14 protein-coding genes are annotated in these 17,657 nt (G+C 68.9%); 7 read left to right on the forward strand and 7 right to left on the reverse strand.

What is annotated here, in order from left to right; all coding sequences use genetic code 11:
- Positions 1-65 precede the first annotated feature (65 nt).
- The 4 genes from HCC78_RS15870 to HCC78_RS15885 are packed head-to-tail and all read left to right on the forward strand — an operon-like array spanning position 66 to position 4,241.
- Positions 66-581: a TRAP transporter small permease gene (locus HCC78_RS15870; RefSeq protein ID WP_172329773.1), complete on the forward strand. Its 516-nt coding sequence runs from the start codon at positions 66-68 to the stop codon at positions 579-581.
- Positions 582-584: 3 nt separating this feature from the next.
- Positions 585-1,886 (forward strand): TRAP transporter large permease, encoded by a 1,302-nt coding sequence (locus HCC78_RS15875; protein WP_172329774.1) that lies wholly within the window; start codon positions 585-587, stop codon positions 1,884-1,886.
- A 31-nt stretch (positions 1,887-1,917) separates the two neighbouring features.
- The gene (gene dapA, locus HCC78_RS15880) at positions 1,918-2,820 is read left to right on the forward strand and encodes a 4-hydroxy-tetrahydrodipicolinate synthase (protein ID WP_172329775.1); all 903 of its coding nucleotides are present in this window, start codon (positions 1,918-1,920) and stop codon (positions 2,818-2,820) included.
- On the forward strand, positions 2,817-4,241 hold the full coding sequence (locus HCC78_RS15885; RefSeq protein ID WP_172329776.1) for an FAD-binding oxidoreductase: 1,425 nt from the start codon (positions 2,817-2,819) through the stop codon (positions 4,239-4,241). Before dapA ends, HCC78_RS15885 begins: the two co-directional genes overlap by 4 nt.
- A gap of 123 nt (positions 4,242-4,364) precedes the next feature.
- Here HCC78_RS15885 and HCC78_RS15890 read toward each other — a convergent pair whose 3' ends face one another.
- Entirely contained in the window at positions 4,365-5,264 is a 900-nt protein-coding gene (locus HCC78_RS15890) for a LysR family transcriptional regulator (protein WP_253949196.1), read from the reverse strand.
- A 161-nt stretch (positions 5,265-5,425) separates the two neighbouring features.
- On the opposite strand from HCC78_RS15890, the gene HCC78_RS15895 reads away from it, so the two are divergent.
- Positions 5,426-6,808, forward strand: a complete 1,383-nt coding sequence (locus HCC78_RS15895; protein WP_172329777.1) for a VOC family protein — start codon at positions 5,426-5,428, stop codon at positions 6,806-6,808.
- A gap of 25 nt (positions 6,809-6,833) precedes the next feature.
- Positions 6,834-8,357 carry an aldehyde dehydrogenase family protein gene (locus HCC78_RS15900; protein ID WP_172329778.1) on the forward strand — a complete coding sequence of 508 codons (1,524 nt, stop codon included), beginning with the start codon at positions 6,834-6,836 and terminating at the stop codon, positions 8,355-8,357.
- Positions 8,358-8,360: 3 nt separating this feature from the next.
- Here the strand turns inward: HCC78_RS15900 and HCC78_RS15905 are convergent, their stop codons facing one another.
- The 6 genes from HCC78_RS15905 to HCC78_RS15930 all read right to left on the reverse strand — a co-directional run bounded on the left by HCC78_RS15905 (position 8,361) and on the right by HCC78_RS15930 (position 16,422).
- Complete coding sequence (locus HCC78_RS15905; protein ID WP_172329779.1) at positions 8,361-9,152, reverse strand: pyrroline-5-carboxylate reductase; 792 nt, start codon at positions 9,150-9,152, stop codon at positions 8,361-8,363.
- 676 nt (positions 9,153-9,828) lie between these two features.
- Positions 9,829-11,562, reverse strand: a complete 1,734-nt coding sequence (locus HCC78_RS15910) for a hypothetical protein (RefSeq protein WP_172329780.1) — start codon at positions 11,560-11,562, stop codon at positions 9,829-9,831.
- 11 nt (positions 11,563-11,573) lie between these two features.
- The gene (locus tag HCC78_RS15915; protein WP_172329781.1) at positions 11,574-12,599 is read right to left on the reverse strand and encodes a hypothetical protein; all 1,026 of its coding nucleotides are present in this window, start codon (positions 12,597-12,599) and stop codon (positions 11,574-11,576) included.
- Positions 12,600-12,603: 4 nt separating this feature from the next.
- On the reverse strand, positions 12,604-15,156 hold the full coding sequence (locus tag HCC78_RS15920) for a rhamnan synthesis F family protein (protein WP_172329782.1): 2,553 nt from the start codon (positions 15,154-15,156) through the stop codon (positions 12,604-12,606).
- A 4-nt stretch (positions 15,157-15,160) separates the two neighbouring features.
- A complete protein-coding gene (locus tag HCC78_RS15925) occupies positions 15,161-15,490 on the reverse strand; it encodes a hypothetical protein (RefSeq protein ID WP_172329783.1) in 330 nt (109 codons plus the stop codon).
- A gap of 338 nt (positions 15,491-15,828) precedes the next feature.
- Entirely contained in the window at positions 15,829-16,422 is a 594-nt protein-coding gene (locus tag HCC78_RS15930) for a TetR/AcrR family transcriptional regulator (RefSeq protein WP_172329784.1), read from the reverse strand.
- A 74-nt stretch (positions 16,423-16,496) separates the two neighbouring features.
- On the opposite strand from HCC78_RS15930, the gene HCC78_RS15935 reads away from it, so the two are divergent.
- Positions 16,497-17,657 carry an efflux RND transporter periplasmic adaptor subunit gene (locus tag HCC78_RS15935; protein ID WP_172329785.1) on the forward strand — a complete coding sequence of 387 codons (1,161 nt, stop codon included), beginning with the start codon at positions 16,497-16,499 and terminating at the stop codon, positions 17,655-17,657.

Genomic DNA, 17,657 nt, shown 5'->3' on the forward strand with positions numbered 1-17,657 from the left:
CTCTCTCCGGCCCGGCGCGGGGCCACTGACGACGCGGGCCGCAAAGGCCTCAAGCGGAGCAATCCATGCTGAACACCCTCGAAAGACTGGCCGATGCGCTCGGCGCCGTGACCTCGGCGCTGGCGCGGCTGACCCTGGTCGGCGTCGCGGCCTGCCTGATCCTGCAGGTCGTGCTGCGCTATGTCTTCAACGCGTCGCTGCCCTGGCCCGAAGAGGCCGCGCGCTACCTGATGATCTGGACCGTCATGCTGGCCGGCAGCCTGCTGGTGAAGGACGAGCAGCTGGTGCGCGTCGATTTCTTCGACCATTTCTGGCCGCACCGCGCGCTGTCGATCCGCAACGCCGTCTTCCGCCTGCTTCTGGCAGGCCTTCTCTTCGTGCTGGTCTGGAAGGGCTGGGACAATGCCGTCTTCGGACAGCGCCGCACCGCCGTGACGATCGGCATCTCCTTCTTCTGGATCTATCTCGCCGTGCCCGTGGGCGGCGCGCTGATGATGTTCCACATGATCGTCCTGGCAATCCGCGACCTGGTGCGCGGCACGCCGCAGACCGGTCCCTCCATCCTTAATGCCGAGGTCTGAGCCATGGAGCATCCCCTCCTGATCACGCTGGGCCTGATGCTGGGCCTGATGGTGCTGGGCAGCCCGGTGATCTTCGCCATCGGCTTTGCCGGTCTCGCCTATTTCTTCGTGAAGCCGGGCATGACCGCCATGCTCGACATCTATGCCCACAAGTTCTTCACCGGCATGGACGTGTTCATCTGGCTGTCGATCCCGCTCTTCATCATCGCGGGCGAGATCATGACCGCGATCGGCATGACCGACAGGCTGGTGAACCTGTCGCGCCTGATGGTCGGCCGCCTGCGCGGCGGGCTGGCCTATGTCAACGTCGTCGGCTCGATGATGTTCTCGGGCGTCTCCGGATCGGCGCTGGCGGACATTTCCGCGCTCGGCCCGGTCGAGATGAAGATGATGGAGAAGGACGGCTACGAGAAGGACTTCGCCGCCGCCGTCACCGTGTCTTCCGCGATCCAGGGACCGATCATCCCGCCCTCGATTCCGCTGATCATGTTCTCGGCTCTGACCAACACGTCGGTCGCCGCGCTGTTCCTGGCCGGCGCCGTGCCGGGGATGCTGCTGGGGCTGTTCCAGATGGCGGTGATCTTCGTCATCGCGCGCCGCCGCGGCTTTCCGACCAACCCGATTGCCGGGCTGAACCTGCAGGTCGCCTTCGGCATCATCCTGCATGCCTTCTGGGCGATCTTCATGCCGCTGATCATCATCGGGGGCATCGTCGGCGGCATCTTCACCGCCACCGAAGCCGCCGCCATCGCCGTGGCCTACGGGCTGGTGATCGGCGGGCTGGCCTACCGCAACCTGTCTCTGAAGGAGCTCTGGGCGATCCTCGACCGCTCGGCGCGCACCTCGGCCTCGGTCTACCTGATCGTCGGCTTCGCCACCGTCATCTCCTGGGTTCTGGCCAACGAGCGCGTGCCGGCCGAGCTGCAATCCATGGTCGAGGCCGCGAACCTGCAGCCCTGGATGCTGCTGCTGATCCTCAACATCTTCTTCCTGGTCAACGGGCTCTGGGTGTCGGACTCGGTGCAGCTGCTCCTGTTCGCGCCGCTCTTCACGCCGCTGCTGGCGGCGATGGGCGTCGACCCGGTGCATTTCGGCGTCATCATGGTGGTGAATGTCATGATCGGCCTGATCACGCCGCCCTACGGGCTGGCGCTGTATCTCGGCTCGTCGATTTCCGGGGTGCCGCTGGGCAAGATCGTCAAGGCGGCCTGGCCCTTCCTCGTCTCCAATCTCGTGGTGCTGGTGCTGGTCACCTACGTGCCCGCCATTCCTCTCACCCTCCCGCGGCTTCTCGGCTTCCTGTGATGCCGCATCCGAACCTCCAAGGACCTCTCCCATGCTGACCAAGGACGACCTGCACGGTCTCTTCACCGCCATCGTCACCCCCTTCACCGCCGAGGGCGCGGTGGATTACGACGCGCTGAAGGCCCTCGTCCGCCTGCAGATCGAGGCCGGCGCCTCGGGCGTCGTGCCGATCGGCGGCACCGGCGAATATCCGGCCCTGTCGCGCGCCGAGCGCGCGGGCATCGTCTCGGCCTGCGTCGAAACCGCCGAGGGCCGCCCGGTCATGCCCGGCGTGCTCTCGACCGGCTTCCATGACGCCGTGGAAACCGGCACCGATTTCGCCAAGGTCGGCGCCGCCGGCGTCATGCTGGTGACGCCCTACTATGCGCCGGGTCCGCAGGAAGGCATGATCGACTACTACCGCGCCTATCGCGACGCGGTCGACCTGCCGGTCATGGCCTACGAGATCCCGCGCCGCACCGGCGTCGCCTTCAAGGCCGAGACCCTGGCCGCGCTGGCCGAGGACGGCACGCTGATCGGCATGAAATACTCCTCCTACGACCTGCCGGAATTCATCCGCGCCGTCTCGCTGGCGGGGGACAAGATGTCGATCCTCTCCGGCGAGGAGCCGCTTTTCGCCACCCATGTCGCGCTCGGCGCCAAGGGCGGCGTGCTGGCCACGGCGAACATGTATCCCGGCCACTGGCTGAAGGTCTTCGAGACCGCGGCAAACGGCGACCTGAAGGCCGCCGTGGCGCTCTCCAACGCGCTCGGTCCGGTGATCGACGCGGTCTTCCGCGAGACCAATCCGGGTCCGCTCAAGGTCTACATGGAGATGTGCGGCGTCAAGGCCGGCCCGGTGCGCCGCCCGCTGATCCAGCCCTCCGACGAGACCCTCGAAGCGCTGAAGGCGGCCTTCGCGGGCTTCGGCGCGGCGGATCTCGCCGCGGCATGACCCAGGTGCTCGAGCAGGGCCTTGCGGATGACCTCCTCGGCCTTCTCGGGCCGAAAGGGGTCCGGACGGGGGCCGAGATGGCCCCCTGGCTGACCGATTTCCGCCACCGCATGACCGGCACGGCCGCGGCGGTGGCGCTGCCGGCCTCCACCGCGGAGGCGGCGGCCGCGGTGCGCGCCGCCACATCGCGCGGGCTGCCGGTCTTCCCGCAGGGCGGCAATACCGGGCTCTGCTACGGCGCCGTGCCGAAGGACGGGCTGGTGGTCGCTCTGCCGCGGATGCGCGGCATCCGGCATTTCGACCGCGCCTCCGGCCTGCTGACCGTCGAGGCCGGCATGACCCTGACAGAGGTGCACGACTTTGCCGCCGCCGAGGGCCTGCAGTTCCCGCTGCATCTGGGCAGCGAGGGCACGGCACAGATCGGCGGGCTGATCTCCACCAATGCCGGCGGCACGGGCGTTCTGCGCTATGGCGCGATGCGCGATCTGGTGGCGGGAGTGGAGCTGGTGCTGGCCGACGGGCGCGTGCTCGACGATCTTGCCGCCCTGCCTAAGGACAACCGCGGCTATCCGCTGCGCCATATGGTGGCCGGAGCCGAGGGCACGCTGGGGCTGGTGACCGCGGCGACGCTGCGGCTCACGCCGGCGATGCAGGACCGCGCCCATGCCTGGCTGGCGGTGGACACCGCGGAACAGGCGCTGGAACTGGCCGCGCGGCTGCGCGCCGCGGCAGGGGACGTGCTGGAAGCGCTGGAGCTTCTCGACCGCGCCCAGGTCAGCTACGTCCAGCGCCACATTCCGGGCACGCGGATGCCCTTTGCCGCAACGCCCGCCTGGTCGCTGCTGGTGGAGCTGGCCTCCGCCCGCGCCGATGCGGGCATGCAGGGGCTGCTGGAATCCGCGCTGGAATCCGCCTTCGAGGACGGGCTGATCGCCGATGCGGTGATCGCGCAGAGCGAGGGGCAGGGCGCCGAGATCTGGCATTTCCGCCATTCGGTGACCGAGGCCAATGCCCGCGAGGGCGTTGGCGTCGTCATGGACACCTCCGTCCGTCCGGGGAAGATCGCGCAGTTCATCGCCGAGGCCGATGCCGTCGCCGCCGCGCGCTTCCCGGAGGCGGAACGCGCCATCACCGCCCATATCGGCGACGGCAATGTCCATTACATCGTGATGTTCCCGCACGCCCTCTGGGCACGCCACAAGGATCCGATCGCGAAGGAGATGGAGGTCGAGACCGCCATCCATGACGTGGTCGCCCGGCATGGTGGCAGCTTCTCGGCCGAGCACGGCATCGGGCGGAAGCTGGCTTCCGAGATGGCGCGCCTCGGCGATCCGGTGCGGCTGGAGATCCTGCGCGGCATCAAGGCAGCCTTCGACCCGCAGGGCCTGATGAATCCCGGCGTGCTTCTTCCCGGCGCGTGACACCCGCCCCCGCACGGGACCGCCCGTGGCCTGGCGGAGCCCGACCCGGCTGCCCTGGGGACAAGGGACCATGGGGCAGCCGGGTCGGGCCTTGCTGCCCCTCCGGCCGCCGCGCCCCTGAGGTCAGCGGGCGAGCGGACGGAACTGCACCTGGGTCAGCAGCCAGCTGCGCAGATCGGCGCCCGCCTCGGGGCGTCCTTCCGGCTGGGCGATGTAATACGCCATCTCGGTCGCCATCGGCATGTCGAGCACGACTTTCAGCGCCCCCGCGGCGATCTCCTCCTCGATCAGGTAGCGCGGCAGCAGCGCATGGCCCAGCCCGGCACGGGCTGCCTCGATCGCCGGGGCGAACTGGTCGAACCAGTGGCCCTCGCGCGGGCGCGGCGGCTCGACATCCGCCCGGGCGAACCAGTCCGGCCAGAGATCGGGCCGCTCGCCGACATGCAGCCGCGGCGCTTCGGCCAGATCCGCCGGGCCGCGCAGCACCGCCTCGGCCAGCGTTCCGCCCGCAACAGGCACCACGATCTCGCTGCACAGATAGGTGCAGCGCGCGCCCGGCCAGACCGGATGGCCGAAATGGATCGCCAGGTCGCAGCCCGCGCCGTCCAGCTCGAACACCTCGCCGCGGGTCGTCAGGTCGACCTGCAGTCCCGGCCGCTCGGCCAGGTACCCCGCCAGCCGCGGCATCAGCCAGCGCGTGGCGAAGGTCGCGGGCGCGTTCAGCCGCACCATCCGCCCGGCGCCCGGTTCGGCCCCGGCATGGCGCATCGTGGATTCCGCCATCTGCAGCAGCCGCGCCGCCTGCGCCCGCAGCACCTCGCCCGCCGGGGTCGGCAGCACGCGGCCGCGCACCCGCTCGAACAGCGGCTTGCCGAGCTGCGCCTCCAGCTCGCGGATCTGGCGGCTGACCGCGCTCTGGGTGAGGGCCAGCTCTTCGCCCGCGCGGGTAAAATTGCGGTGCCGCGCCGCGCATTCGAAGGTCTGCAGCAGCTTCAGGTCGGGCAGGTTGCGGCGTTCGAGCATCAGACGGCTCCGGCTAGAGGCGATGCCGCCATTTGCCATGGGCATGCCATTCGGCACAAGCCATTCCCATTGGGAATGAAGGCATGTGCAACTGTCGTTGGCGGGCAGCGCCCCGGACACGCTAGGGTGCGGGCAAGCGGCAGAGGACTGCAGGACACGCCATGACCCTTTCCCATATTTCCCCCGACGAAATCCGCGCGCGGTTCGCCCGCGCCATGTCCGGGATGTACCGCGCCGAGGTGCCCGCCTATGGCACGCTGGTCAGCCTGGTCGCGGCGGTGAATGCCGGGACTCTCGCCACCGATCCGGCCGAGAAGGCGCGCCTGGATGCCCTCGGCGAATTCGACCGCATCAGCGAGGAGCGCCACGGCGCCATCCGGCTGGGCACGGCGGAGGAGCTGGCGACCATGCGCCGGCTGTTCGCGGTGATGGGCATGGTGCCGGTGGGCTATTACGACCTCTCGGTCGCGGGCGTCCCGGTGCATTCCACCGCCTTCCGCCCGATCGATCCGGCATCGCTGGCGAAGAACCCGTTCCGGGTCTTCACGTCGCTCCTGCGGCTCGACCTGATCGCGGACGAAGCCCTGCGCGCCGAGGCGGCGGAGGTGCTGGAGGCGCGCCGGATCTACACCCCCCGCTGCCTCGATCTGATCGCGAAGGCGGAGGCCGAGGGCGGCCTGTCCGAGGCGGATGCGCAGGCCTTCGTGGCCGAAGCGCTGGAAACCTTCCGCTGGCACGCCGAGGCCAATGTCACCCAGGCCCTCTACCGCCGCCTGCATGACGCGCACCGGCTGGTGGCGGACGTGGTCAGCTTCAAGGGACCTCACATCAACCACCTGACGCCGCGCACGCTGGATATCGATGCGGTGCAGGCGCGGATGCCGGGCGAGGGGATCGCGCCCAAGGCGGTGATCGAGGGCCCGCCGTCGCGCAAGGTGCCGATCCTCCTGCGCCAGACCTCGTTCAAGGCGCTGGAAGAGGCGGTCGATTTCCTCTCCGACGGCACCAACGCGCCGGGCAGCCACACCGCCCGCTTCGGCGAGATCGAGCAGCGCGGGCTGGCCCTGACGCCGAAGGGGCAGGCGCTCTACGACCGGCTGCTGGCCGAGACCCGCGCCAAGGCGACGCCGAAGGCCGACGGCTCGAATGCCGCCGAGTATGTCGCCGCGCTCGAAGACACTTTTGCCGCCTTCCCCGACGACCTGGAGACGCTGCGGCTCGAAGGCTACGGCTATTTCCGCTACTCGCCCGTGGGCGACGCCACCGAGGCCGACCTGTCGCGCAGCGCGGCGGAGCTGGTCGCGGCCGGCATGCTGCGCGCCGATCCGATTACCTACGAGGATTTCCTGCCGGTCTCCGCAGCGGGCATCTTCCAGTCGAACCTGGGCGACGGCGCGGCGCAGGCCTTCGCTGCCAATCCCAACCGCGCGCGCTTCGAGGAAGACCTCGGCGCGCCGGTCACCGATCTCCACCAGCTCTATGCCGAGGCCGAAGCCGCCTCGCTGGCCCGCGCGCGCGCCGATCTGGCCCGCGCCGTGGCGTGACCCCATCAAGGACAAGGACCTGACCATGCTGACGAAACCCCTTTCGACCGTCACCCGCGAGACCATGGAGGCCTGCGGAGTCGCTGCGGCGCTGGATGCTGCCGGCGGCATGGCCGTGATCTCGCCGGTCACCGGCGAGCCGGTCGCGACGCTTGCCACGCATTCCGCCGGCGAGGCCACCGCGATGGTCGCCAAGGCCTCGGACGCCTTCCGCAAGTGGCGCATGGTGCCCGCGCCGCGCCGGGGCGAGCTGGTCCGGCTCTATGCCGAGGAGCTGCGCAAGGCCAAGGAAGACCTCGGCCGCATGGTGTCGATCGAAGCCGGCAAGTCGCCGTCGGAAGGCCTCGGCGAAGTGCAGGAGATGATCGACATCTGCGATTTCGCGGTCGGCCTGTCGCGCCAGCTCTACGGCCTGACCATCGCCACCGAGCGCCCCGGCCACCGCATGATGGAAACCTGGCATCCGCTGGGCGTCGTCGGCATCATCACCGCCTTCAACTTCCCCTGCGCGCCCTGGTGCTGGAACTCGGCGCTGGCGCTGGTCTGCGGCGACCCGGTGATCTGGAAGCCTTCGGAGAAGACCCCGCTGACCGCCCTGGCCTGCCAGGCGGTGCTGGACCGCGCCATCGCGCGCTTCGGTTCGGACGCGCCCGAAGGGCTGAGCCAGGTGCTGGTCGGCGGGCCGGAGCTGGGCGAAGTGCTGGTCGAGAGCGACAAGGTCTCGCTGATCTCCGCCACCGGGTCGACCCGCATGGGCCGGATCGTCGGTCCGAAGGTCGCGGCGCGCTTCGGCCGCTGCATCCTGGAACTCGGCGGCAACAATGCGGGCATCGTCTGCCCCTCGGCCGACATGGACATGGCGCTGCGCGCCATCGCCTTCGGCGCGATGGGCACCGCGGGCCAGCGCTGCACCACCATGCGCCGCCTCTTCGTACATGAAAGCGTCTACGACCAGATCGTGCCCGCGCTGAAGAAGGCCTATTCCTCCGTCACCGTCGGCAACCCGCTGGAGACCTCCGCGCTGGTCGGCCCGCTGATCGACAAGGCGGCCTTCGACGGAATGGCCAAGGCTCTGGAGGAAGCGGCAGCCATGGGCGGGATCGTCCATGAGGGTGGCCGCGAGGCCGTCGGTCCGGACACGTCCTACTACGTGAAGCCCGCAATCGTCGAGATGCCGGTCCATGACGGCCCGGTGCTGCGCGAAACCTTCGCGCCGATCCTCTACGTGATGAAATACGCCGATCTGGACGACGCCATCGAGATGCACAACGCGGTGGGCGGCGGCCTCAGCTCGTCGATCTTCACCACCGACCTGCGCGAGATGGAGACCTTCCTGTCGGCCCGCGGCTCGGATTGCGGCATCGCCAACGTCAATATCGGCACCTCGGGCGCCGAGATCGGCGGCGCCTTCGGCGGCGAGAAGGAAACCGGCGGCGGGCGCGAGTCCGGCTCGGACGCCTGGCGCGCCTACATGCGCCGCGCGACCAACACGATCAACTACTCGAAGGAACTTCCGCTCGCCCAGGGCGTGGTCTTCGACATCGACTGAGGCTCAGGAGGCGCGGGACATGTCCCGCGCCTTTTCCGTCGCTGCGTCGAGCGCCTCCCGGACGGCGCCGTCGAACCCGGCATCGCGCGCGGCCTCCATGGCCGCCGCCGTCGTTCCGGCGTAGTCGATGAAGTCCTGCACCAGATCCCCGGCCTTGCCGATATTGCCGGCAAGCATCTGCGAGGCGTCGCAGACCACCGCCTCGGCCGCGCGGTGAGCGATCCGCTCGGGCAGCCCGGCCCGCAGCGCCGCCGTGCTCAGCGCATTCGCAAGGAGCGCGCTCCAGGCCGGGCCCGATCCCGCCAGCGCCGTCAGCACGTCGAGCTGGTCTTCGCTGTCGATCTTGTCCTCGCGCCCCGTCGCGCCGAGGATGCGCGCCGCCAGCGCCTTGTCCCCTTCCGTCACCGCATCGCTTGCGACCCAGGGCGCGTAGCTGCGGCCGATTTCGACGGCAGCATTCGGCATGGCGCGCACGATCCGCTCCGACCCGGTGCGGGCGGCGATCTCGCCGGCCGGGACCCCGGCCATCAGCGAAATCACCAGCGCACCGGGACAGGACCAGGCGCCGCCGCGGAAATCCTGCGGCCGCACCGAGAGGATCACCACCTCGGCAGCTTCGGGCAGCTCCGTCTCCCAGCGCAGTTCCGGCCAGCCGGCATAGGCCGGTGACGGCCCCGAGCGGTTGAGGCCGACCAGTCGGCCGGGCGGGACGATGCCCTGGCGCAGCAGCGCCGGTCCGATGGCGCGGCCGAGCCAGCCGGTTGCACCGGCCAGGACGATGAGGGGGTCTTGCATCCGGAGGGTCCTTCCATGTGCGGGTTCGGGAGCCACGGGACAGGACCCTAGGCGCGTGTGTCGGCACCCGCAAGGAAAATGGACAGCAATGTACATTTTGGCGGGTGTCTTGGCTGCCCAGGGAAGCCGCTAGGAAATGCCGGGAATGGCAGCCGGAAAGGGCGGCGGAACGTGCCGGGCATCCCGTTCCGCTGTCCGCGATGCACCGGCAATCCCGGCCGGCGCGGGGCAGTCCGGCCGCTGCGCGGCGGCCTGCCGGATGGCGTGCGGCAGGCAGGATGTCCGGCTGCGCGCGGCTCTTCCGGATGGCATGGCAGGCTGGACCGGAGAGCGGGCCTTGCCCGTCGGCCACGAAGCCTGGCCGGCCGCCGGGTCTCGTCAGGGATTGGCCAGGAGCGCGCAAGGACCGCGTTTGCGGCCAGTGCCCGGGCGAGCTCGGCTGTCCGGATCAGCGCCCGGAGATCGGACATGCCGGACGCGGCAGCACGCCAAGCCTTCCGGTCCGTGCCGCACGGTGCCGCCACTTGCACCGACACGCCCCGGCGCTGAAGGCAACCGGACGTCACCGGCCACCGCCGATGCGCGGGAGGACGTGGCGGTCATCGCCGGGAACGGACGGTCCGGCCGGAATGGTGCAGCAGGGGCGGCAGTCGGGCAGGGCGTGCCTGCCCGGCGCTCAGAGCCGGGAGCGGCGCAGGGCGGAGATCACCGTCCGCAGCGGCTGGGTCGCGCGCCACGAGGTGCTGTTTTCCATGTCGCGGATCCATTTCTCCAGCATCAGCCGCTGATGTTCGGTCTGCTCGCGCATGTCGGTCGTCAGCTTCTCGTGCTGGGTCCGCAGATCGGCCGTCAGCTTCTCGTGCTGCTCCCTCTCCTGCTCCAGCTCGGACTGGATCCGGTCGGCCTCCTGGCGCAGCGAAGCCAGCTCCATCTGCAGGGCGCGGCGCTGGCCGATCTGGTCGACCAGCTCGGTCTCGCGCTGCCGTAGCGTCACGCGCAGCTTGTCGCGCTCGGTCTCGGCCATCTCGGAATCTTCCTGCAGGCGCAGGAGCTCCTTGCGGGTGCGTCCCAGCTCGCCTTCGGTCTCTTCCATCCGGCGGTCGCGCTCGGCAAGGGCCTCCTCCATCGTGGGGGCGCCGACGCCGGCGATCCGGTCCTGCGCCTCGTCGAGGGCGCGCTTCATCCGCTCGGCCTCGCGCCGGGACAGGGCGGTCAGCTGGCGCTGGGTCCGGGCGTAGCGTTCCTCGAGCTTCGCCGCGCGGCCCGCGGTTTCGGCCTCCCGCGCCGCAAGCGCGTCGCGCGCCGACTTCAGCGCATCGAGCTCGCGGTAGAGCTCGTCGCGCTCGTGCTCGCGCTGGCGCAGCGCGCTGCGCAGGTGATCGGCCTCGCCGCCGAGTTCGTCGCGGGCGGCCTCGGCCGTCTCCAGCCTGGCCTCGAGCGTCCGCAGATCCTCTTCGAGCCCGCCGACGCCTGAATAGCGGGCGGTTTCGAGCTCGGCATTGCGCGCCTGCAGGGCGGTGACTTCGGCCGAAAGGTCCGCGGCTTCGGTCCGGGCTTCGGCCTCGGCGGCACGGCTCTGCTCCAGCGCCGCCTCGAGCTCGCGGATGCGGGCCTCCAGCGCGGGATCGGGACCGGGCAGGGAGGCTCCGAGGTCCATGGCCTCTGCCTCCAGCACCTCGTCGGGCGCACACTCCGGCAGGCTGTCCCGGATCCGGTCCAGCGCGTCCAGGCCGTCCCGGGTTTCGCCGCCATCCGTCCAGCCCGCGAAGATGTCGAGGCATTGCCCGAGCGGTGCGGATGCGTCCGGCAGCGGTTCCGCCGGTGCGGCATGTGCGGGACTCATGGCGACGATCTCCTCGACTTTCGGTGCGGCACTCTTCAGCGAGCGGGGCCAGCGGAGTCCGAGCGCGCGGCCAATCCGGCTGAACGCGGCGTTCCAGTCGGCCAGCAACTCGGCTTCGCCGACAAAGGCACGGGGCAGGCCGCGCGTCAGCAATTCGTTTTCCAGCAGGGTCGGCAGGGCATCCCCGGCAGAGGGCAGCAGGACGAGGACCAGAGGCTCGCGTCCGGCCTTGCCCAGAGCGGCCAGCCAAAAGGCCGGATCGCTGCCCGCGGGCACGGCGAAAAGCGCGACCCGGCCCTTGCCATAGGCCTCTTCGAGCGCGGCGGCGGCTTCACCGAGGAGCGCTTCGGACGCCCCGGCATCCGCCGCGATCGCGTCGGCCACGGGCTGCAGCGTCCCGGGCAGGCCGCCGTCGGCCGGGGCCAGCGGAACCAGCCCCAGCTCGCCCAGGATGGGCAGCACGGCCGCGCCCGGCCCGGATCCGGCGCCAAGCACGACGACCGCCTTGCGCCCGCGCGGCTGCGGCCGGGGCTTGGCGGAGCGCTTCTTTGCCGATGCAGTCGCCATTGCGCGTCCCCTCAGGCCGATTTGGCCGGAAACTGGCGGAGCTTGGCGAGATCGCTGCGCATGCCCGCGACCGACTGCTCGAGCTCCGAGATGCGCTGCGCCTGGGTCAGCGACAGCAGCATCAGGTGTTCCAGCATGCGGTTGCGCAGCTCGCCGACATCCGGGGCGCGGTGTGCCTTGCGGGAGTCCTGGCGGATGTCGACGCCGTAGATCTCGGCGATCTGGTCGAACAGCACGGACTGGGAGTCGATGATCTCCTCGGTGTTGCTGTAGTCGAAGAGATCGTCGGACAGCGTCTGCAGGTCCGGAGAGCCGGACAGTTCCAGCTCGGCCATGACCCGGTCGAATTCCACCGGCAGGACCGGCCCGTCATGCAGCCCGTTGAACACCGCGCGCAGCACGTTCTCCGCCGGGTCCTTGCGTTCCAGCGTGTTCTTCTCGGGCGGCGGCAGATAGAGGCTGAGCATGTCGGAGAAATCGGAGACGACTTCCATGCCGCGCTTGAAATGGCGCAGCTCGATCAGGTCGCGGTGCTCGCGCGCCCAGGCGCGCAGGCCGGAATAGGTCGCAACCATCGCCTTGGTGGCCTCCCGGTAGGTCGGGATCTGGCCGGGCATCGTCTTGTGGTAGAGCGCCCACTGGTTGTAGGCCGAGGGCAGCCAGCTGTAGGGGTCGCGCGCGTAGATGATCACCTTGACGTCGCAGAGGGTCTTCAGCTGCGCGAGGAAGGGCGAGAACTGGATCGGATAGCCGTAGATCGACTCGTTGGAGATGATGAAGCGGTCGTTGCCGGTATTGTCCGCCAGCGCGCAGAGCGCGGCGTGGTAGTCGTCGGCATGCTGGCGCATCTCGTCGGGCGAGGAGGCGAAGAAGCGGTTCTGCCCGTCATAGCCCTGATAGTCCGGCGAGAGGATCTTGAACCACAGGCCGAGATACTGGACCCCGAGCTTGGCCAAGTGTTCTTCGTTGGCGCCGAGAACCTGCTGGATCGAGGAGGTTCCGGTCTTGCCCATGCCGACGTGAAAAATCGCTTCCATGCTTTCAGACCCTCTGCTCGTCAGGCTTGCTGACGAAAATGGCGTCCAGCCCCTCCTTGACCGCCATGGCGGGCCAGAGGCGCTCGATCAAGTGGAACTCGGTGCCGTCATTGGCGATCGGTTCGTTCGGCCAGGGATAGTCCGCGCCGAAGAGGTCGTTCATCGCGTCGATCACCGGACGGCGCACCCAGAACATGTTGCCGACCGGGAAAACCAGCGGGTTGACCGGCAGCGGGCCGGGCAGGCGCGGCTCGAATTTCCCCGCCAGCCGGCGCGTGGCGTTCCAGGCCACGAAATGCGGCTCCAACGGGGCGACGAGTCCCGCGCCGTCCTGGCGGATCTCGGACAGGGCGGAGGACAGCCCGGAGGAGTCGCCCAGCAGGATTCGCATCAGGAAGCGCCGCCAGATGTCGCCGCCTGAAGTGGAGGTCAGCGACTTCTTCTGGTGGATGTGGCACCAGATCTCGTCCTCGGGGTAGCTTTCGCGCGGCAGGAACATCTGCATGAATGGCAGGATGTCCCGTCCGCGGTTCGCCACCAGACGGATTTCCGGATCGAGCCCCTCGGCACGCATGATCGCGGTGATCTCGTCGCCCTTCTGCTCGGTATCGGTGGTCACGACGATGCGCCTGGCCTGGCGGTAGGCCATGTGGCGCCTGAGATCCTCGGCGATCTCGTCGGTGTAGTACGCATGGATGTGCATCGAGAAATCCGGCACATCGGCAGGCTCGGCCGGCGCATAGGGCACGATCCGGCAGCCCTTGTGGATCCAGTTGTCCGAGCGCGCCAGGGTCTGCGCGGCTTCGCCCGGATCGCGCCACAGCATCCGGCGGCCGTAGCGCAGGATCTTCTCCCGCTCCATCACCCGCAGCCCACGGTCGTCCTCTTCCTTGGAGAACAGGATCGGCAGGTCGATCTCGGTCTCGCCGACGACGAAATAGGCCTGCGTTGCCAGCCGGTCCTCGAGTGCGTCGCGGATCGCCTCGAACAGCTTCGGCATCGCCACGGGCGCCACGGGCTCGGGCGATGGCTCCTTGCGCGGCATCGATAGCAGCTTCTCCACCGCCGCGGCCGGGTTGCCGTATTCGACTTCCTCGAAATGTTCCGCATCGTGGTAGGTGCGGTCCGAGAAGCCGGTCGCATTGGCGAAGCTCACCACCCGGCAGCCGCGTTCGGTCGCGTCGAAGACCACGTTCGGCAGAGGGTCGAGCCGCGAGGACAGGAACATCGCGTCCGACGCCTTGAGCACGTCGAAATAGTGCGGCCCGGCCGGCAGGAAGAACAGGTTGCCCTTAGGATCGTCCGCCTTGGCCTGGCGCAGGTGGTAGTCGAACCAGACGCCGAAGCCGATATCCTCGATGTTCTGGCCGTCACCGATCCACAGGAACACCGTGTCGGGGTCGCGCTGCGCGGCAATCTGCGAGGCCATGACGAAGATGTCGGTGCCCTTGCGCCACTGGATGTGGCCCGCGCCGCAGACCAGGCGGACCTTGCTGAGGTCGCGGCCGGTCAGCTCCGACAGGCTGCGCCGCGCGCGGATGAAGTCGGACTGGTCGACGCGCCCGAAGACATCGGGGCGCTGCGGGACGATGGCGGTGTCGCGCGCCATGTCGAACTCGATGTCCGCCAGCCGCCCGGACCAGGAATCGCGGACATGCTCGGAGGAATAGATCACCAGGTCGGAGAACAGCCCGATCAGCGTCGAGGTCCAGACCGGGAAGGAGTAGTCCGCGAATTCGTGCAGGTAGGAGCAGAACGGGATGTCCCGCGCCACCAGCGGCGCCACGAAGAGCGCGCATTCGACCGAGTTCAGGATCGCGAATTCGATGCCGTCGAAGGCAGGGCCGGAGAAATACGGGAAGTCGATCTGCGGGTTGGAGGTGATCACCACCTCGCAGGCATGTTCGAGGAACTGGTCGAGCAGCTCGCCGCCGCGCAGCGCCGCGATGATGACGTTGTAGTCCCTGGCGGCCTCGCGCAGCAGGTCGCGTCCGACGATCGGCGCGCCGGTGCGCGACATCTCGTGGACGGCGATCATGCAGGTGGGCCGGTCGGGCCGGAACGGCATCTTGCCCGGCTTCTGGTTGCGGCGAACGTCGGCCAGCGTCCGGCGGCCGTTCTCCTGGAAGCCGTAGCGCAGGAAGTGATGCAGCGGATCCATGCCCGCCGCCACGATGTCGGGATGCCACTTCAGGTAGCCGCGCATCGAGAAGTTGGAGACCAGCGCATCGACCGGTGCGCCGAGCTGGATCAGTTCGCAGGCGAGCTTGAACGCTTCCGGGTCGCCCTGCTGGGCGGCGGCAGCGAGATCGGGCTCGACCAGCAGGAAATCGAGCGCGGCGTCGATGCCGGGCGCCTGGCTGTGATGGATGTCATAGAAGGTCGCGACGCAGTCTTCCTCGTCCTGGCGGGACCGGAAATGCTCTTCCAGCGCCGCCGGATCGCCGGCCAGGTCGGGATGCAGCGCGGCGTAGATCTCGGGATCGAAGCGGAAGTCCGGGCGCTTGTCCAGAACCTTGGCCATGGCGGCGTACTTGCGCCAGATGTCGTCCAGCATGGGCCTACCCGTCAAATCCGGCTGAGAGAAGATCGGCGAACTGGCGGTCGGTCAGGCCGTCCGTCCGGATCGCCGACGCGAAGGCGGGCAGAAGCGGGCCCGAGGCGGTGATTTCGTCGATCCTGAGCCAGGCCAGACGGTCATCCCCGGTGAAGCCGACGCGGACCGGCGCATTCGCCGTCTCGCTTCCGGTGTCGCCGCCGGTCTCCAGGATGCTGTCGTCGAAGGCCATCACCAAGGGCTCGATATTCCGCGCGAGGCGGTAGCGCAGGAAGCGCACGGCCGAACAGAAGAGTTCTGCCGCATTATCGGGCACTTGGAGATAGTCGATCACCGCAGTCTCGTCGCCGCCGGCCGGGCCGTGCGGCTCGCCGGATGCGTCCCAGAGCAGGCAGGGCGCAAGATCGGGCCAAAGTTTCCTAACTTCGTCAGCGACTTGGGCTGAACCGGCTATCGTTGGAGACAGGATCAACATATCTACGGAGCACTACCTGGTGAGGGGTCTTCGGGGCGATCGATGGCAATTGCTGAAATGGATTATTAAACAGGCACCCGGAGGCGGTCCATCGATTTTAGTGGATGAATCAGCGCACCCCGGAAGCGACCCGCAACTTGCGCCAGATGTGCCGAAACTCTGTTCGCCATGCATGCCGCGGCGGCGGGGATGCGCTGCTACGGCGCCGGAAGGGCGATGATCCGGGCGGCGGCAATCTTGGCGGCCCAGACCTCGTCCATGGCGCCGCGCAGAGGCTGTCCGTCGCGGCCGAGCCAGAGCTCGATCGCCGTGCCGATCCCCTGCAGTGCCCAGTCCGCCAGCTCCAGACGCAGCGCGGGGGGGGCGTCGGGCAGCCGCGCGGCCAGGCAGTCGGCCAGGTCCTCGCGCAGGCTGCGCAGGTGCTGGTCCAGCAGCCAGCGGACCTTGCCGCTCTGGTGCACGATCTCGCCGAGACCGCGGATGATGTCCTCGTCATCGGACAGATCTTCGAGATGCCGGTCGAGGAAGCGCTTCAAGTCCTTGGTCAGCGGGCCGGAACCGGCGCGCAGCTCTTCGCGCGAAATTTCGGAAAAAGGCGGCGGCTGGCCGACGGACGCGGCCTCCTTGTTCGTGTAGTAGTTGAAGAAGGTTCGCGGACTGATTCCGGCCGCTTCGGCGATGGCCTCGGTGGTGACGTGCTCCAGCCCTCGCTGCGCGGCCAGGCGCAGCGTCGCGCGCTGGATCTCGCGGGCGGTCTCGACCCGGCGCCGCTCTCTTAACGGAAGTGTCATCGCGCAATCCTTGCAGTCTCCGCAATGGTTGCACTATATGCAAAAATGAGCAGGTCCAGTCAAGGGTTCCAGGTATGTTTGCAAGTAGGCTGGCGGCCGCGGCTGCCATCGGGATTTCGGCCTTCGCCTCTGCTGCAATTGCGCAGCAGCAGGGCGGAGCGCCGCCGATGCAGGTCGGCGTGATCGAAATGGCGAAGCAGGACGTGCCGCGCGTCGTGACGCTGCCCGGCCGCGCGGTAGCCTACCAGTCGGTCGATGTGCGGCCGCGGGTGGACGGGGTGATCGAGGAAATCCTCTACACGCCGGGCCAGCCGCTGAAGGTGGGCGATCCGCTGTTCCGCATCGACGACGCGTCCTACCGCGCGCAGGTGGCCTCCGACGAGGCCGACCTGGCGAAGGCCGAGGCCAACCTGCCGGTGGCGGAGTCCGACTACAGCCGGGCCCAGCAGCTTGCCGGGCGGGGCTATACCGAGGCCGAGGTGGAGAGCGCGCGCGCGACCCTGGCCGAGGCGAAGGCGACGCTCGATGCCGCGCAGGCGGCGCTGGACTATTCGAGGACCCAGCTCGGCTGGACCACGGTGACGAGCCCGATCGCAGGCCGCCCGGACGTGGCCGAAGTCTCGGTCGGCGACCTGGTGACGGCGGCGCAATCCGACGCACTGACCACCATAGTCCGGTCCGACCCGATCTATGTCGACATGGTCGAGGCCTCGGCGCGGATGATCTCGGTGCGCCAGCAGATCGACGCGGGCAGCTTGACGCTCAATGACGATCTGGCCGCGACGCTGACCCTGGAAAACGGCACCGTCTACCACGGCGAGGGCACGCTGGTGACGCCAGGCAACACGGTATCGACGACGACCGGAACGTTCACCCTGCGGTTTTCCTTCGAGAATCCCGACAATGTCATCCTGCCCGGCATGTTCCTGCGCGGCGACATCACCATCGGCAAGGCCCGCGCCTATCTGGTGCCCCAGCGCGCGGCGACCCGCAACAATTCCGGCCAGCTGACCGCCTATCTGGTCGGCGAGGACGGCAAGTCGAAGCAGGTCACGCTCCAGGACGAGGGCAGCTACGACAATGCCTGGGTCGTCACCGAGGGGATCGAGGACGGCGACCGGCTGATCGTCGACGGGCTGAAATCGATGAAGAACGGCCAGGACGTGACGCCGGTGGCGGTGACCATCGACGCGGACGGCGTCACGCAGGACGCGGACAAGACGGCGGACAACTGA

The organism is Mangrovicoccus sp. HB161399 (assembly GCF_013184745.1).
Lineage (GTDB): Bacteria > Pseudomonadota > Alphaproteobacteria > Rhodobacterales > Rhodobacteraceae > Mangrovicoccus.

Coding starts and splice junctions, on each gene's coding strand:
- HCC78_RS15875 (WP_172329774.1), top strand. CDS start 585: ATGGAGCATCCCCTCCTGATCACGCTGGGCCTGATGCTGGGCCTGATG.
- HCC78_RS15895 (WP_172329777.1), top strand. CDS start 5,426: ATGACCCTTTCCCATATTTCCCCCGACGAAATCCGCGCGCGGTTCGCC.
- dapA (WP_172329775.1), top strand. CDS start 1,918: ATGCTGACCAAGGACGACCTGCACGGTCTCTTCACCGCCATCGTCACC.
- HCC78_RS15885 (WP_172329776.1), top strand. CDS start 2,817: ATGACCCAGGTGCTCGAGCAGGGCCTTGCGGATGACCTCCTCGGCCTT.
- HCC78_RS15910 (WP_172329780.1), bottom strand. CDS start 11,562: ATGGCGACTGCATCGGCAAAGAAGCGCTCCGCCAAGCCCCGGCCGCAG.
- HCC78_RS15900 (WP_172329778.1), top strand. CDS start 6,834: ATGCTGACGAAACCCCTTTCGACCGTCACCCGCGAGACCATGGAGGCC.
- HCC78_RS15905 (WP_172329779.1), bottom strand. CDS start 9,152: ATGCAAGACCCCCTCATCGTCCTGGCCGGTGCAACCGGCTGGCTCGGC.
- HCC78_RS15920 (WP_172329782.1), bottom strand. CDS start 15,156: ATGCTGGACGACATCTGGCGCAAGTACGCCGCCATGGCCAAGGTTCTG.
- HCC78_RS15870 (WP_172329773.1), top strand. CDS start 66: ATGCTGAACACCCTCGAAAGACTGGCCGATGCGCTCGGCGCCGTGACC.
- HCC78_RS15890 (WP_253949196.1), bottom strand. CDS start 5,264: ATGCTCGAACGCCGCAACCTGCCCGACCTGAAGCTGCTGCAGACCTTC.
- HCC78_RS15930 (WP_172329784.1), bottom strand. CDS start 16,422: ATGACACTTCCGTTAAGAGAGCGGCGCCGGGTCGAGACCGCCCGCGAG.
- HCC78_RS15935 (WP_172329785.1), top strand. CDS start 16,497: ATGTTTGCAAGTAGGCTGGCGGCCGCGGCTGCCATCGGGATTTCGGCC.
- HCC78_RS15915 (WP_172329781.1), bottom strand. CDS start 12,599: ATGGAAGCGATTTTTCACGTCGGCATGGGCAAGACCGGAACCTCCTCG.